A 16,310-nucleotide genomic window follows, 5' to 3' on the forward strand; every position below is an offset into this window, starting at 1 on the left:
ATGTGCGCTGATGTTTGGGGAAAAGGTTCAAGGGGAAGAGAAGCATGAATCTAGCGTGATGTCTGAAGCACAATTCTGGCTGTATGAGTCAAACGAATGCCTAAGCCGTTGGTCTCAAGCCACCGGCTCGGCCTTGCGTCACAGCAGACAATCTCTCAGGCGATTTTCCGGAGAGGAGCAGGCTTGTCGCTGGTTCGTTCACGGGAGAGATGGCCAAGCTTGAGCTGCAGCTCCTCGAACGACTCTGCTTGAACCTGTTGTTCAGGAGAGCTCTGCAGACAACCACGCCACTTACCCTGCTCTTGCCAGATCGTGTATTTCGTCATGTTGCAGAGTCTAGCTGTAAGTCGATACGCTGAAAAGAATTTTCTCTGTTTTTGCCGTGGTGCGTAAACAAGCGAGGCGGCAACTCCTCTGGGCGGGCATGACTCCTCGTGCAAACCTTGCTTCAGGTCTTGCAGTGGATGGATCTCAATACCGCTGATGCGCAAGCCATGACCTTTCAACAGATTGTCTCGAACCGACTGTCCTTTCGCGTGGCCATGGCCGGGTCCGGCGAGAAGCTGGTGCTCTGCCTGCATGGGTTTCCAGAATCCGCGATCTCATGGCAACATCAAATTGACCCGCTGGCGCAGGCAGGGTATCGGGTCTGGGCCCCCGATCTCCGAGGATATGGTGGCACGACGCGACCGACGAGCATAGACGCCTACCGAATTGAATCCTTGATGGATGATGTTACCGGACTTCTCGATGCCGCGCAGGTTCAACGCGCCATCCTGGTCGGGCATGATTGGGGTGGAATCATCGCCTGGTACTATGGGATGCGGCACGCCGGGCGCGTGGAAGCCTTAATCATTGTGAACGCGCCTCACCCCGCCTGCTTTGAACGGGAAGTACGACATTGGCGGCAATTGCATCGTTCCTGGTACATGGGATTGTTTCAAATGCCCTGGCTACCGGAAGCGGCAATGTCTACCGGTCATGGCTATGTGATTGGTGAGATCTTTCGGCGCATGACGAAGCAGATGCCGGATGATCTCATTCAACGGTATCGACGGCAAGCGTGCGAGCCAGGAGCACTCACAGCCATGCTGAATTACTATCGCGCCGCCCTACGCGGCGGCGGGGCATTGCGGCAGCGAAGGTTGGGATATCCTCCTGTCCCCGTCCCTACACTGGTGATCTGGGGAGTGCAAGATCACGCACTCGTCAGCGAGAATCTTGATGGGTTGAATGAGTTCGTCGACGACCTGACGGTGGTGACGGTCACCGACGCCGGACATTTCGTGCATGAAGACAAGCCGGAGCAGGTCACGCGCGACATGTTGATGTGGTTGCAGCATCACGAGCGAACCTGATTCATAGACGCCATAGCTGACCTTCCTCATCGAACCGCCAGACACTTTCTCCCTTTGATGTGCGTCAACGCGCAAGCCCCATTCGACTGCGTGCCTCCTCATGATTTCACCGTTCTTCATGCGCCCAATTCCCGCCTTGTTATGGGCCGAGTGAAAACCTCCACAGTCTGCGTCACGTCTCACCGCTGTCTTATCCCGCTGAAAGTAGCCAAGTTGTTGACCAATAAGACAACTGCGTTAGTATGCAATGAATTCCTTCTACGTCATTCACAGTCCGACGAGATGAGGTTCCCATGAGAGAAGCGACGACAGCCATGGCTTCGCCTGTCGACACAGAATCCGATCGACGCACCAGGGTCCTCCTTGTGGTCGCCTGCGTGATGCTGGCCGGCCTGATCTATGCCGTGGTGGCACGAGACGAAGCCGTCTCTTGCCCAAACGAACTGATCGGCGCATGGGTCACATCGGCGAAAGGATACGAGGACGGAATGATCGTGTTTACCAAGACCGGCGTGGCCTTCAGCGTCGGAGCAGAACACGTGGATGCGCAGGCCCTTCGTCGCCTCGAGGTGTTTCCTGAAGGCCCTCGTACGTTGTACACGGTAATCTACGGCGACTCGCGACGCGACGAGCAAACCTTGTCGTTCTATTACCACACGAACGAGCAGACCATCACCTTCAAGAACCAGTTGCATCTCGTCTGGACCAGAAAAGCGATGCAATCATGAAGGGAGTGTTTCAGCGCCGACAGCTCTTTGTTCATCCGGTTCAATACTGGTTTGTGATCACCACCCTCCTCTACTTCGCCTGTCTCCTGCTCACGCTCTATGCCGTAGTGTTCCTGCCGATGGCTCAGCCGCTCTATGATTCGACTATTTCCTGGGAACAACGCGCGGACATTGCGACGCAGTTTCTCGAGTTGAATGGGAGAATTTGGCCCTGGTTGATCATCACATTTCTCGTGTTGCTCCTCCATTCCCTGTACTTCATGCATCGCATTGCCGGCCCGCTCTATCGGTTTACGGCACTCTTTCGGTCGATCGGAACCGGTCAACTGCATCAGCGGGCACGCTTGCGGAAGCATGACTATTTGCATCGAGAAGCACAGGCCTTGAACAGCATGCTGGACCATTTCGAAAGCAGGATACAGGCCGTCAACCTGCAGTCGGCACTTGTGGTAGAAGCCTACGAAGCCGTCGCGCGGCGGATTCATGAGCAGACTTCCGACCAGATCACCCCTGCCCTTCAGATGCTCGATGAGGAGATGGGACGGTTCAAGACCTGTCTGGCTGAATGTGAGCTACAGACACAGCAACCACTCGCACAACAGTGCTCTGAACGTGCCGAATCGAGCACCAGTCAATCTTCCACTGCAATGAAGGCCGCATAATCATGGGAGAACCACTTCGAGCGACAAGCCCATCCGACCACCAGGCCGACACTCCAACCGACACCAACGTCTCCAAGGAATCCTCCGGCCCACGTCCGGCACTGGTGTCAGTGCCATTGCAAGATGCGCGAGCGAAGTCGAGCGGCGATCGCACGCACAAACGCCGATTGATGAGCTTCGTCCATCCGCTCCAAGCGCGTGTCCTCAGCCACGTCATTGTGTATTCGCTGATCGTGTTCGTGGTATTGGCCATCCCGGTCTTCAAACCACTCCTGCAATCACTCGACAATCCAGCCCTCTCCTGGCAGAAGCGCGCCGTGGTGGCCGACGACTTGCTCAACCTGCACGCCAGATTCTGGCCCTGGGCGCTTGGCGCGAGTGTCGTGGTCCTGATCCATTGCATTCATTCCTTGCTGCTCATGCAACGTGTCGCCGGCCCGCTCTATCGTCTCGCGCGAGTGTTTCCCCAAATCGGTGATGGGAACTTATGTATTCGGGCCACGTTTCGAGAAGGTGACTATCTTGTCCCGGAAGCCGATCTCGTGAATCAGATGACCGCCCAGCTGCAAACGAAAATTAATATGCTGAAACATGCGCAGGTCATGCTGGCACTCGACACCGCGCGGTTCAAAGAAGTGGCCGTCATCAAGAATGATCCAGCCTTGACGGCTTTGGCCAAGCAGATGGAGCAGAACCTGGCCGGGCTCAAGACCTCCCTCGATACATTTAAAACCTACAGCGGGTAGATGGTCAGGATGGGAAACGGGACCGTGCGTGTCATTCGAAAGCACCCATTTTGTGCGGCGCCACAGTCTGCGCTCACACAGACTGAAGGCTTCACCCTCATTGAACTCATGCTCGCGGTCTCGATCGTTGGGGTATTGGCTTCCCTTGCCGTTCCGAATTACGTGGACTTCATCGAAAAGGCCCGCATGGCCAAGACCGTTGCGGAACTCCACGGCCTCACGAAAGAAATCAAAGGATATGCGCTTGGTGCGGAACAATATCCAGATTCACTGGCGGACATCGGACGGAGCACGATGTTGGACCCATGGGGAACGCCGTATCAGTACTGGCGAGTCAACTGCGATCCTGTTTATGACATCGGCAGCCTTGCCAAACTGAAATTGCGTAAGAAGGGAAATCCACGAGTGATCCCTGCCGCTGACTCCCCCTTCACGCATAACGATTGGCATCGTTCTCTCGCCGTTGATAACGGGGATCATCAAGATCTTCTCCATTTTGCTGCTGGTGGTGGCAACGGTGGCGGAGGTGGAAATGGAGGGGGGGGCGGTGGCAATGGCGGCGGCGGGCAGAATTGTGGACAGGGTGGAGCGAGGAAGGACCGTCACCTCCACCCGATTAGTTCAGACTTTGATCTTTACAGCATGGGAACGGACAAAGATTCTGTGAAGCCCCTGACGGCACAGAAGAGTCATGATGATGTCATCCGGGCAAGTGATGGTGGGTATTACGGCTTGGCCAGGAACTTCTAACTCGTTGAGACCATGCAAACTCCGTTTTCGCTTTCACTCCTTCACAGCCGCATCGGGCGCCGGATTCTTGGTCTGTTCGTGCTCTGTGCGCTGGTGCCGACCTCCATACTCGGATGGGTTTCGTACCGGCAAGTCACGGAACAGCTGATCGTTCAAGCTTCGGCCAGACTGAAACAGGAGAGCAAATCACAAGGGATGGTGCTGTATAGCCATCTCCTGACCTTGACGGCCGATCTGGATCGGATCGCTTCCGAATTGCCGAAGGATGGAATCGTTCTTACAGACACGGCCATCACGGCCTCGGTGAAAGAGTTGGGTCGGCGCTTTCACGAGATTCATCTTTTAGCAGCTGGGGGTTCTGGCCGCCGTGGGCTCACCCAGGCACAGATCGCACATCTTCAGGAAGGGAAAGCCTTGCTGGAGATTCATCCTGTGCCGGACCACCTTCCTCAGCTCACCCTTACTCGCATCGTGAACCCACGCCGATGGGACGCAGGACTTCTCTCCGCTCAGATCGATGAGACATCACTGTGGAGCACACAGGTCAAAGAGGCCCTGCCTGGGGATACGGATCTTGTGATCGAGGACGGCGCCCGACAAGTGCTCTACACAACCTTTTTGCAGCACGTCACTCTTCCTGATTTCAGACGGCGGGACGTTGTCGCCCCGATGGGCGAAGGGGCTTTGTGGCGTTTCGGCAGGCAGGAGTATGTCGCAGGGGCTTGGTCGATGCCGCTTCGACATACGTTTCTTGTCGAACCATGGGTCATTGTGCTGAGTCAACCCAGAGAATCGGCGCTGGCTCCGGTTGAGCAATTTCGCCACACGTTCCTGCTCGTCATCGCGTCCGCGTTGAGCGCTGTTGTTCTGCTCAGCTTCGTACAGATCCGCCGTAGTTTGTACCCGGTGGCGGTCTTGCAAGAAGGCACGGCCCGTCTCGCGGGTGGCGATTTCACGACTCGCGTCACCGTGAAGAGCGACGATGAATTCCACGACCTCGCAAGCTCGTTCAATAGTATGACTGGAAAGCTCAGTCAGCAGTTTCACATGTTGGAGACCATTTCGGCGATCAGCCAAGCGATTCTTTCGAGCCATGAACCAACGGCCATGATCAAGATCGTCCAGTCACGCATTACTGACACGATCACGTGCGACGCCGTGGGGATGACCTTGGTCGATCCTGAAGAGGGAGGCTCCGCCGTCCTATGGGTGCGTGTCATTGACGGTCCATCAGATCATGAGTCGCAGGCCTATCCGTGCCAGTTTTCCGACGACCATCTCGCCGCGATGAAGGCCCACCCCACCCACTTTATTGCTACGGCCTCTACCCTGCCGCCATACCTGACGCCGATGCAGAAGCCGGACCTCTCCCTCTTTGTCACGTTTCCAATCATCGTGAACGAGATCGTCAGCGGCGCGTTGGTGCTGGCCTATCGCCAGAGACACAAACCACCGGCCGACAATCTGGCCCATGCCCGTCGCCTGGCCGATCAGGTGGCCGTGGCCTTGGCCAAGAACCAAGCCATGAAAGCGCAGATACAGGCGCAGATCGAATTGATTGGGGCCGTCGACGACAAGCAGCAGGCAGAGGAGCGTGCGACGATTCTCCAATCCGCCAATCAGTTATTGGAAACAAAGGAAGAGCGGCTTCGCCATCAACAGAGCGCCACACTGGCCCTAGTGCAGGACCGCACGGTGTTTGAGGGGGCGCTCCCGTTTACGGCCAAACAGCTGACCACCGTCGCGGCGCAGGCGCTTGTCGTCGATCGTGTCAGTGTGTGGATTTTTGAAGAGCAGACACAAGCCCTGTATTGTCTTGATAGTTACGATCGACCGGCCAATACGCATGCCTTCGGCGGAAAACTGACCCGCGCACAGTCTCCAATCTATTTTGAAACACTGGGCTGCGGACACCTGCTCGCTGCATCACAGGCGCAACAAGATCCGAATTTACGGGAACTGGTCACAGGGAGTCTCGCCCCTCAGCAAATCGGTGCTCGAATCGACGCACCGTTTCAGACCCAGGGCAAGCTGACAGGCGTCATCACCATCGAACATGTCGGCTCGTCTCGAGACTGGGCGCCGGATGAACAGCAATTCACCCAGGCCTTGGCGAACTTTATGACGCTTGTGCTGGAAGCCGCGCGGCGCCGTGAGTCTGAGGAAGCCCTCGCCCTCGCCAAGATCGCGGCGGAAGATGCGACGAAGGCCAAGGCGGAGTTTCTGGCGAATATGAGCCACGAAATCAGGACGCCGATGAACGGTGTCATTGGCATGACCGAAATTCTCGCCCGCACTCCCCTCTCCGACACGCAACGCCATTATGTGGACACGATTCACAACTCCAGCGACACGCTCTTAACACTGATCAACGACATTCTCGACTTTTCAAAGATCGAAGCCGGCAAACTGGATATCCAGTCGGTGCCGATCGATCTCAGAGATCTCGTCGAACGAACCGTTGAGCAGTTGGCCGAGCGCGCACAGCGCAAACACCTCACCCTGTCGGTGGAGTACGATCCAACTCTCCCAACCGCGGTGATGGGCGACCCGATCCGAGTCCGACAAATCCTCACCAATCTATTAGGCAATGCCATCAAATTCACCCAAGCCGGCGACGTGAGTGTGACCGTGGCACTCGATCCATCCCTTTCCAGTGAGGGGACTCCACATATGATCAGACTGGCCGTCACGGACACAGGATCCGGCATCAGCGCCGAAGGCCAGGCGAAACTCTTTCAGTCTTTTTCCCAAGTGGATGGGTCCTCGACCAGAGTCCATGGAGGGACTGGTCTTGGCTTGAGCATCTGTAAACAACTGAGTGAACTGATGGGTGGGACGATCGGAGTCGAGAGTGTCATCGGGCAAGGCAGCACGTTCTGGGTCGTCCTCCCGTTTCCGCTCCAAGCTGGAACGGTGGTCGAGAACCCGGCTGATTCCGTACTGGCAGGTGTGCGGGTATGCGCGGCTATCAATCACCCTGTGACCCGTCGGATTCTGACCCGCTATCTCAGGCACTGGGGCCTTTCGGTCAACATGGCCAGCTCAGGCTCAGAATTTCTTGAGTTCGTCATGAACGAGCTCGCCACGGATGGTGGTAAGGTATTGGCCCTCGTTGATGAATCCTGTGCAGACATGACCGGCCAGGAACTATTGCAGGCACTGACCTCCGATTCCTCACTGAGCGAAGCCGGCATCCTCCGCTTGGTATCGTTCACGCAGCGGGCGGAGATCGAACAAGACCCCGCATTCGGTGGGATGCACTGTCTCACCAAGCCACTTCGTTACCAGACCCTGCGTGATGGGCTCGTCAATGGGTTGACCAACACATCGGTGATGGTCTCGCAGACACAGATCGCGCCGACTTCGGCCTCGGAGTTGTGTGGACAGGTGTTATTGGCCGAAGACAACCCAGTCAATCAAGAGATCGCCGTGCTCATGCTCCAGACCCTGGGTTGCACCGTCACGGTGGCTCAGAACGGCCAAGAAGCGGTGGACCAGGCGAAGAGAGCCGCCTATGACCTCATTCTCATGGATTGCCAAATGCCGGAGATAGATGGTTTTGAAGCCACCAAGGTGATCCGTGAATGGGAAATGGCTGGATCTCGGCCTGCCATTCCGATCATTGCGCTCACGGCCTATGCGACACCGGGTGACCGTGAACAGTGCTTAGCCGCCGGCATGAGCGACTACATCGCAAAGCCCTTCTCCATGGAACGGCTGCGGGCAGTGTTGACCTCCTGGCTGCAACCGGCTCCGACACCATCAACGATCAATCAGCCTGCTTCACAGCCGACCGTGACGTTGGTCGCGGCGACGCCGGAACCAGAGTTTGAGGCGTCCTTGATTGTCGATGTGAAGGCGTGGGAGTCGATTTCAAGCCTCCAGCGACCGGGCAAAGCAGATCCGCTCGCCAAGATCCTGTCGCTATATTTGGCGGACTCACAACAACTTGTCGATATGCTGCATCAGGGCATGGATGTTGGAGATGCCACGGCTGTCAACCAGGCTGCGCATAGCTTGAAAAGCAGAAGCGCGGTCCTCGGAGCCCTCTCTCTCGCAACACTCTGCCAGCAGTTCGAGACTCTCAGTCGCCAGGGGCAGCTGAACGAGGCTGAACCACTGTTGAATCAACTGGATGCGGCATTTGACCACGCCTGCCAGATTTTTGGAGCTGAACTCAACAAGAGGAGAGCCGCATGACGTCCCCTACCCAACCACCTTTTCCCCTCGCACTGATCGTCGACGATGATCCAACGTTGCGTGCATTATCACGGATGAGCTTGGAACAAGAGGATCTCCGAGTGGAAGAAGCCTCGTCGGGGCAAGCTGCCATCGACTGTGCCGCGGTCACGATGCCGGACATCATCATCCTCGACTTGCAAATGCCGGGCATGGATGGGTTTGTTGCCTGTCAGCAACTCCGGCAGTTGCCGCGCGGGGAATTTGTGCCTATTCTCATCATGACGGGGCTGGATGACATCGATTCGATCGCGCAGGCATACGAAGTCGGCGCGACCGACTTTATCGTGAAGCCTTGTCCTGGGCTCATCCTGAGTCAGCGAGTACGGTACATGCTTCGGGCAAGTGAGATGCTCAACGCGCTTCGCAGCAGCGAATCCCGGCTTGCTCAAGCCCAGAGAATCGCTCAATTAGGCGGATGGGAATGGGATCTCGTCAAAGACCGCATGCACGTCTCGGATGCGGCGTGCCGGATCCTCGGAATCGCGCCAACCTTGTGTGATCACTCCCAGGCTTCGTATCTTGCGCGTGTGCACGAAGCGGATCGCGCATGGGTTGCCGAGGCCATGCGAGCGGCGGTCGCCGATGGAACAGAATTTGATCTAGACCATCGCCTCGTCCAGAACGATGGTGCCGAACGCATCGTCCACGTCCTCGGAGAGACTATCATGGACGATGCCGGGCAGGCGGAGTGTATGGTGGGCACGGTCCAAGATGTCACCGATATGCGAGCGACGGAAGCGAAGATCTATTTTCTCGCCAACTATGACAGCGTGACTCATCTTCCCAATCGAAGCTTATTCCTCCATCGCGTGGCACAAGCGATGACCTGTGGCGCAGGCAGCCATGTCATCGGCGCACTCCTCGTCGTAGGCCTCGACCGGTATCATCGCCTGCGTGACATGCATGGCTCGCGAAAAGCAGAACAGCTCGTCAAGGACGTCGTGGAGCGCCTCCAGCATACCCTTTCGGCTGGCGTCATACCTGTACCGTCCACCGGTGCTGAGACTCCTGTCCTGGCGCGTCTGAGCGATGATCAATTTGCGATGCTGTACACCCATCTGTCTGCGCCTGAGGACTCTGCCAAAGTGGCTCACACATTGATGAGCGCTCTCGGTACTCCGTTTGTGATCGACGGTACGAGCGTGACGCTTTCGGCACATATTGGACTCGCGATACCTGGAGCCGACGGTGCGGATGCTGATGTGCTCCTGCGCAATGCCGTCACAGCCCTTCAAGCCGCCACAACCACGGGCCAGAACAGTTACCGATACTACTCCTCTGCGATGAACACCTCACTGGCTGCCCGGATCAGCCTGGAACAGGATTTACGCGCCGCCACTACCGCAAATCAATTCGTCCTCCACTATCAACCACAGGTCGATATTCTCTCGGAGAAGGTCGTCGGCTTTGAAGCGCTCATCCGATGGCAACATCCCACTCGTGGGTTGATCTCTCCGGCTGAGTTCATTCCGGTGGCCGAAGAAGAGGATCTGATCATCCAGATGAGTGAATGGGTGATCACGAGCGTGGTGCGGCAACAGAGGATGTGGCACAAAGGAGGATTGGCTCCGACCGCCGTGTCCATCAATCTTTCTGGGCTTCATTTCCGACAACGCCATATCGCTAGTCACATCAAGGCACTCGTCTATGAGCAGGGCGGGAATCCACAGGATAATGAAGCTCCCCGCAGCAAGCTGCGGGGTATCACAGAACTAAAACATGTGGAGCTGCCGGAGATCATCGCGGGATTGTCCTTGCCGCTGTACATACCGCTCGACTGTCTGCCAGTTCGCTCGCTCTCCTACCGTGGCCACATAGTACCCATCGGTCCAAAATTCTCCACCCCACAGCACTCGTTTGACGGCAGGCTTTCGGCGAAAGATTTCCCGGGCCGTGATGCTCTTAAATATCTGTACAATCCGCCCCGGCGCCATTTTCGGATGGGCACTGCAGAGGAGATGGATGTGATTCTTGTCCGTCCCAATCGCTTCCATCTCGATCGGAAATCGTTCTGCAATCTCTGCCGCCGTGTCCTCAATAATCGCGGTCACTTCCTCATCCAGCAGCGCCTTGCGGTATTTCACCGGAAACACAATATGGTAGTGGATTTGCCATGCACAGTGCGCCCCCTTGCGAACCTCATTGTCCCTCTGATCCGCCATGCGCCAGAGGGTACCAGAGAAACGGATCCCCGTAGCAAGCTACGGGGAATCACAAGTTGAACTGGAACTCACGGAGAGCGTGTTGATGACCGATGCCTCGACCACCATTGCCACGCTCAGGGAATTGAAGGAGTCTGGGTTCCGCTTGGCCATCGATGATTTTGGCACGGGATACTCATCGCTCGCGTATCTTCAGCGGTTTCCCCTCGACACGCTCAAGATCGATCGGGCGTTCGTTAAAGATCTCAAGCTCGGCACAGTTGATTCCCCCATCATACGAGCGATCATCGGCATGGGTCGCGCACTCAAGCTTCACGTCGTGGCCGAAGGAGTGGAGACTCGCGACGAGCTGGCATTTCTTCGCATGCAAGGCTGTGCCGCGTACCAGGGCTACCTGTTTAGCAAACCGGTCCCCGCGAATCAGCTGCAGCATCTCCTGCGGGATCGCCGATCCGAAGACGCATCAATGGCAGCCGAGCGTTTCCGAAATCGCCTGGCCAGCTGAAGCATGGTGTTGCTAACGGAGAGGTTTCGACAGCTAACCTATGGTCGGCCAGGCGTCGCAATCGCAGAGGGTGTGGTTCCCGCCAGAAAAGGATTACCTACCAGCACTGTCAATGGGACAAGCGTCCCTGTTTCGGGGGTGATGGTAAAAGCCGACACACGCCCCCCCAGGGTTGTCACGTTGGTTGCCACGTACAGGAATCGCCCATCTGGTGACATCGTCAGGGCTACGGGAGTTGCATTTGCCCCGGCTGAAATGGGATTGAGGTTGCCCGCCGAGGTTGACACGAGCCCCAAGAGTCCGTCGCTTCCGATCGTGAATGCCGATATGGTGCCGCCACCATTGGCGGCATAAAGAAATCGTCCATCAAGGGAGACCATGAGGGAGTTGGGAGCCGTAGCGCCGGTGCCCGTGAGGATTGGATTTGTCGTGCCCCCTGCAGGCGGCACTAACGTTAAGAGGCCGTTTGTTCCGATCTGAAAAACCGTCACGTTATGAGAGCCGCTGTTGGCCACATAGAGAAACGATCCGTTCGGCGAGATGGCCATGCCTTTTGGGGCTGTCACACTGGTCTTGATAGGGTTGGCATTTGCTCCAGACGGAGCGATCGGACTGAGAAGTCCGGTGGCTCCGATCGAGAAGGCCATGACATCGTTGGATCCGCTGTTGGCGACATAGAGAAATTGCCCGTTTTGAGTGATCGCAATGGCTGCGGGATCTGCTCCGTTGACTGATACAGGATTCGTGGTGCTGGCCGCTTGCGGTATCAAGGTCAAGGCGCCGGAGGCCTCTATGTTGAACGCGGTCACCTTGTCCGTGCCACTATTCCCTACATACACATGCTTGGTATTTGGAGCGATGGCCAGTGCACCTGGAGCTGCTTCGACCGACACCGGATTGGGATTGGATGGCGTCGTTGGGACTGATAGGAGTGCGCCTTCTGTAGACACTCTGAATGCCGTGACCGTACTTGTTCTACCGTTCGTCACATAGGCGAAAAACCCATCGGAGGACACGGCCATGGCGGAAGGGCCTGAGACATTCGAGAACGGAGAGCCCGGAATCGGGGCGAGGATTCCGCTTGTGGCATTGATACTGTACCCCGACACATTATCAGAGCCGCTATTTGCGACATAGAGGATGGATGTCGTTCCAAGCCCTCCTAATGTTCCCCCGGTTCCTCCAAATCCCCCACCCTCTCCTCCGTCGTCGCCACAGCCTGATGAGAGCACGACCAATGAAAAGAGCCCTCCCAGTAGTGCCTTCTTCAGGATCACAAAGTTGTGCGTGTCTCGGCGGATCATAGTTGTTTTATATCACCCTCACGAAGCGCTGACAACGAAGCAGTTTGGGGTGTTGTACGATTGTCACGTGCGATTAACACGGAGTCGTAGTGAGGTGAGAGTAAGAGATGTGGAGCGCTGGTTGGATGTCGGCGGCAATGGCTGCCGCTTTCAAGTTCAGCGTCTTTGTGGGCAAATAGCCAGCGGCGCAGTACATGCGCCACGGGCTACTATTCGGTTATAGAAGATGACTTACGGTCGACCGGGCGTGGCGATACCAGACGGTGTCGTTCCTGCGGGAAACGGGTTTCCCAACGTCCCACTGACTGGAGTCAGAGCGCCAGTTCCTGCTGTGATGGTATAAGCTGATACATTATTACTGCCACCATTGGCGACGTATAAAAATAGACCACTCGGTTCGATGGAAACTCCGCTTGGCGATGTGCCAGCAGCAATTGTGGCTGGTGATGTCAATGCTCCTGTAGCTCCATCAATTGTGAACATCGACACATTGTCGCTGCTGCCATTCGTCACATATAAGAAGTTTCCGTTAGGGGAGACCGTCACCGCGTTGGGGGTGGTTCCAGCCGCAAAGGGTGAACCGGCTGCCGGCGTGAGTGCGCCTGTGCCTGCCGTGATGGTGTAGGCTGACACGTTTCCACCGCTATTTGCGACGTATAAGAAGTTTCCATTGGGGGAGACTATCACCGCATTGGGGGTGGTCGCAGCTGGAAAGGGTGACCCTGCCACCGGCGTGAGTACGCCCGTGCCTGCCGTGATGGTGTAGGCTGAAACGTCTCCACCGCCATTTGCGACATATAAGAAGTTTCCGTTGGGGGAGATCGTCACCGCATTGGGCGTGGTTCCAGCCACAAAGGGTGACCCTGCTACCGGTGTGAGTACGCCCGTGCTTGCCGTGATGGTGTAGGCTGAAACGTTTCCACCGCCATTTGCGACATATAAGAAGTTTCCGTTGGGGGAGACCGTCACTGCATTGGGCGTGGTTCCAGCCACAAAGGGTGACCCTGCTACCGGCGTTAACGCGCCCGTCGTGCTGTTGACCGTGAATGCCGATACACTGTTCGCGCCACCATGATTTGTCACATAGACGAATGAGCCGTTGACGGACACAGTAACCGCAGATGGGGCCGTTACACCAGAAAATGGAGACCCACCAATGGTGGTCAGAGCTCCGGTTGTCGCGATCATGTACCCAGACACATTGTTGGATCCGCTATTCGCGACATACGCGATTCGCGAGCTTATTCCACCGCCGTTTCCAAATCCCCCATCCCCACCACCTCCACTTGGGCAGCCGGTCAACAGCAGGAGCGGCAAGGCGAGCCATGACGACATTCGTGTGTTCATGTGGTGTCCTTTTGTGTGTCTCGGAGTATGAGATCGCTCATTTCTCGTATAGCACGATAAAATACGTACACCAACTAAAATGACGTTTTTTGTTGGACTCTGATCGGTTCTCGCTGGCACACTGCGGACCCATCGGCATGGAGTATGATTGATCGTGCATCGCTCCCTCATTATTCTCGGATCTGGCTACACGGCTAAGTTTCTCTTGCCGCTCGCTCAGCACCGCTACTCTCAGGTCTTCGCTACCAGTCGGGACCCCGAGCGGCATCTCGGCCATCTGCATCCTGACCAACGGATACGATTCGATTTGGCACAACCTGAGACCTGGCAGGCGATTCCACCCTCAACCGATATCGTATGGTGTTTTCCCGCAATACCGATCGAGTTGGTTCGGCAGTTCGCTGATACCGTATCGCTACGCACCCGCCAGCTGGTCGTGCTCGGCAGTACCTCCGCCTACGACGTCGACGCCTCAGCCGAGTACCCCCCGTCCTGGGCTGACGAAACAGCCCCAATCGATCTGAAGAAACCTCGCGTACAAGGCGAGGAACTCTTACGAACATCATATGGAGCCATCGTCTTACGAGTTGCGGGGATCTATGGCCCTGGCCGCAATCCCGTCGGATGGATCAGAACAGGCCGAGTGAATCGCTCGCGCAAATATGTCAATCTGATTCACGTTGAGGATCTGGCCTCATCCTGCCTCGCAGCCCTCACGCATGCCGACTCCGGCGAGGTCTACAACATCAGCGATGGACATCCGAGGACCTGGATGGAGATCTGTCAGATGGTCGAGCAACGATGGGCTGTTCGATCTTCCGACTCTCAAGAGGTCCAGGCTACAGGGAAGCGGGTGTTGAACAAGCGGATGTGCGAGTTGCTGAAGTTGGATGGTAGAGGTTTGCGCTATGGGGATCTCTTTGAGGCACTTGAACTGATACAGAGCAACTCGCTCAACGAAGCAACGCCATCACCGTAAGGCACACGAGCAAATTGTTCATCGCGTGGGCAACCATGCCGGGAATCAGGCTCCCCGTCCGTTCGTAGATCCACGCCCAGAGGAACCCGCTCCAAAACACGCTGATGAATCCAATCAAGCTATAGCCATGGGCCAGCGCAAAGAGACTGGTACTGATCAAGGCGGCGGGAAGGAATTCCAACCGGCGACGAAGCATCGCGAACAGCAACCCACGAAACGCAAGTTCCTCGAAGATCGGCGCGAAGACGACGTACTCGAGTATGCTCACGGCTATGATGGGTGGAGTTCCCCACACAAGATCCCGATCAAACCATTCCGTCCAGTGGTTATTTAGATGCAGGAATTCGGCGGCACGTCCCATGGCCCATTCACCCCAGAGTCCGGCTGCGACCACTGCGAGCACGGTGCAGGCGAGGCGTCCAAGGTCCTCTCGCTTGATTCCGAGACCGAAGCCGTTCGTGAACGTTAGGCCGGCCGGCTTGAGCAATTGGATATAGGCAAGGACGAGCAGCGGTAGGTTCGCCAATGGAATGGCCAATGCGCGCAACGACACATGCTGAAATGACGGAGTAGACAGAATCAGAGCGGTCGTCACGACTCCTAAGGCACCGCCACGCAGGATGACGGCAGCGGCAGTTTCTCCAGACCACGGAGGCGGAACGCCGGGTCCATGGAGACGCAGGATGTTCATCCGCTGTCCCCGCAGTCTGGCAATACCCAAGAGCATGAGCGACCCTATCACCAGGCATATCGATTCGAACGAGATCAACGGGCGGATCCATTGCTGAACCCGATCTTCCCTGAGTGCACCCTGCTCTTCAACCGTCAGGAGGAGATCCTGGTTGCCCGCTCGTCGTGCCAGCCGTGCAGCCAGGTGATCATAGAACCATCCGCTCGGCAACGTCTCTGCCAATACCGCCTGCAATTCTATTTCTTGGGTCCTATCAAGTGGCTGGGTGCCATACGCCGCGTCGATTAGTTGTCCAAATAACAATGCAGAGGTACCGCGGTCTTGCCACCCCTTGGTCTCAGTGAGTGCTGCTGTTTCTTGCCCGGACTCCCCGAGTAGGATGGCCAGCCGAAGCTTGGAGAGAGGATCATCGGTCGTCTCAACCAGCTCCCGGTACCATTGAATTGCTTGTTCTCTCGCTTCCTCATCGCTGCCCATCGTCCAGTCAGCCATCCATTGCTGCCATGTCGGCGCTCGACGAAGGCTGTCTTGTGTGTCCAACGTACGGCTGACCATCAGATCAAGCGCGCGATCTGGGTCCTCAAATCGCTGGAGTTTGGGAAGGGTCACCGAAAACCACAGCACGGTGCCGAGTGCCGCCACCAGGATGCCGGCGCAGACCCCGCTCACAACCAGCGACCATCGAGAGCCATACGGGGCAATCGATGGCTTGGGAGCTGCCGGTTGGTCATGCTGTGGGAAATCCGATGATTGTCCGATTGAAAGTGCCTGATCGTTCATAGGTTTGTGACTATACCATGCGCTCCTGAGGCTCTAAATCCCCTCAAAGTGGC

12 protein-coding genes are annotated in these 16,310 nt (G+C 56.6%); 9 read left to right on the forward strand and 3 right to left on the reverse strand.

The window, feature by feature from the left end; genetic code table 11:
- The first annotated feature begins 434 nt into the window (after positions 1-434).
- The 8 genes from E8D52_17025 to E8D52_17060 all read left to right on the forward strand — a co-directional run bounded on the left by E8D52_17025 (position 435) and on the right by E8D52_17060 (position 11,156).
- Complete coding sequence (locus E8D52_17025) at positions 435-1,358, forward strand: alpha/beta hydrolase (protein TKB66076.1); 924 nt, start codon at positions 435-437, stop codon at positions 1,356-1,358.
- A 293-nt stretch (positions 1,359-1,651) separates the two neighbouring features.
- Entirely contained in the window at positions 1,652-2,086 is a 435-nt protein-coding gene (locus E8D52_17030) for a hypothetical protein (protein ID TKB66077.1), read from the forward strand.
- On the forward strand, positions 2,083-2,748 hold the full coding sequence (locus tag E8D52_17035) for a hypothetical protein (GenBank protein ID TKB66078.1): 666 nt from the start codon (positions 2,083-2,085) through the stop codon (positions 2,746-2,748). Before E8D52_17030 ends, E8D52_17035 begins: the two co-directional genes overlap by 4 nt.
- A 2-nt stretch (positions 2,749-2,750) precedes the next feature.
- The gene (locus tag E8D52_17040) at positions 2,751-3,494 is read left to right on the forward strand and encodes a hypothetical protein (protein TKB66079.1); all 744 of its coding nucleotides are present in this window, start codon (positions 2,751-2,753) and stop codon (positions 3,492-3,494) included.
- The gene (locus tag E8D52_17045) at positions 3,495-4,244 is read left to right on the forward strand and encodes a prepilin-type N-terminal cleavage/methylation domain-containing protein (GenBank protein TKB66080.1); all 750 of its coding nucleotides are present in this window, start codon (positions 3,495-3,497) and stop codon (positions 4,242-4,244) included. It abuts the gene before it with no gap.
- A gap of 12 nt (positions 4,245-4,256) precedes the next feature.
- Positions 4,257-8,447 (forward strand): response regulator, encoded by a 4,191-nt coding sequence (locus E8D52_17050; GenBank protein ID TKB66081.1) that lies wholly within the window; start codon positions 4,257-4,259, stop codon positions 8,445-8,447.
- Positions 8,444-10,711 (forward strand): EAL domain-containing protein, encoded by a 2,268-nt coding sequence (locus tag E8D52_17055; protein TKB66082.1) that lies wholly within the window; start codon positions 8,444-8,446, stop codon positions 10,709-10,711. Before E8D52_17050 ends, E8D52_17055 begins: the two co-directional genes overlap by 4 nt.
- Positions 10,650-11,156, forward strand: a complete 507-nt coding sequence (locus E8D52_17060) for an EAL domain-containing protein (GenBank protein TKB66083.1) — start codon at positions 10,650-10,652, stop codon at positions 11,154-11,156. Before E8D52_17055 ends, E8D52_17060 begins: the two co-directional genes overlap by 62 nt.
- 38 nt (positions 11,157-11,194) lie before the next feature.
- Here E8D52_17060 and E8D52_17065 read toward each other — a convergent pair whose 3' ends face one another.
- On the reverse strand, positions 11,195-12,460 hold the full coding sequence (locus E8D52_17065; GenBank protein TKB66084.1) for a lactonase family protein: 1,266 nt from the start codon (positions 12,458-12,460) through the stop codon (positions 11,195-11,197).
- A 231-nt stretch (positions 12,461-12,691) separates the two neighbouring features.
- Complete coding sequence (locus E8D52_17070) at positions 12,692-13,978, reverse strand: lactonase family protein (GenBank protein ID TKB66085.1); 1,287 nt, start codon at positions 13,976-13,978, stop codon at positions 12,692-12,694.
- On the opposite strand from E8D52_17070, the gene E8D52_17075 reads away from it, so the two are divergent.
- Positions 13,962-14,786, forward strand: a complete 825-nt coding sequence (locus E8D52_17075; protein TKB66086.1) for a hypothetical protein — start codon at positions 13,962-13,964, stop codon at positions 14,784-14,786. The two genes, E8D52_17070 and E8D52_17075, sit on opposite strands and share 17 nt — an antisense overlap.
- On the opposite strand, the gene E8D52_17080 is transcribed toward E8D52_17075, so the two are convergent.
- Positions 14,761-16,257 (reverse strand): CPBP family intramembrane metalloprotease, encoded by a 1,497-nt coding sequence (locus E8D52_17080; GenBank protein TKB66087.1) that lies wholly within the window; start codon positions 16,255-16,257, stop codon positions 14,761-14,763. The two genes, E8D52_17075 and E8D52_17080, sit on opposite strands and share 26 nt — an antisense overlap.
- Positions 16,258-16,310: the final 53 nt, after the last annotated feature.

Source organism: Nitrospira sp. (assembly GCA_005116745.1).
GTDB lineage: Bacteria > Nitrospirota > Nitrospiria > Nitrospirales > Nitrospiraceae > Nitrospira_D.

What these genes read in the sequence shown, in the direction of transcription:
- E8D52_17030 (TKB66077.1), top strand. Translation starts at nt 1,652, where the DNA reads ATGAGAGAAGCGACGACAGCCATGGCTTCGCCTGTCGACACAGAATCC.
- E8D52_17035 (TKB66078.1), top strand. Translation starts at nt 2,083, where the DNA reads ATGAAGGGAGTGTTTCAGCGCCGACAGCTCTTTGTTCATCCGGTTCAA.
- E8D52_17040 (TKB66079.1), top strand. Translation starts at nt 2,751, where the DNA reads ATGGGAGAACCACTTCGAGCGACAAGCCCATCCGACCACCAGGCCGAC.
- E8D52_17045 (TKB66080.1), top strand. Translation starts at nt 3,495, where the DNA reads ATGGTCAGGATGGGAAACGGGACCGTGCGTGTCATTCGAAAGCACCCA.
- E8D52_17050 (TKB66081.1), top strand. Translation starts at nt 4,257, where the DNA reads ATGCAAACTCCGTTTTCGCTTTCACTCCTTCACAGCCGCATCGGGCGC.
- E8D52_17055 (TKB66082.1), top strand. Translation starts at nt 8,444, where the DNA reads ATGACGTCCCCTACCCAACCACCTTTTCCCCTCGCACTGATCGTCGAC.
- E8D52_17060 (TKB66083.1), top strand. Translation starts at nt 10,650, where the DNA reads ATGCGCCAGAGGGTACCAGAGAAACGGATCCCCGTAGCAAGCTACGGG.
- E8D52_17065 (TKB66084.1), bottom strand. Translation starts at nt 12,460, where the DNA reads ATGATCCGCCGAGACACGCACAACTTTGTGATCCTGAAGAAGGCACTA.
- E8D52_17070 (TKB66085.1), bottom strand. Translation starts at nt 13,978, where the DNA reads ATGAGGGAGCGATGCACGATCAATCATACTCCATGCCGATGGGTCCGC.
- E8D52_17080 (TKB66087.1), bottom strand. Translation starts at nt 16,257, where the DNA reads ATGAACGATCAGGCACTTTCAATCGGACAATCATCGGATTTCCCACAG.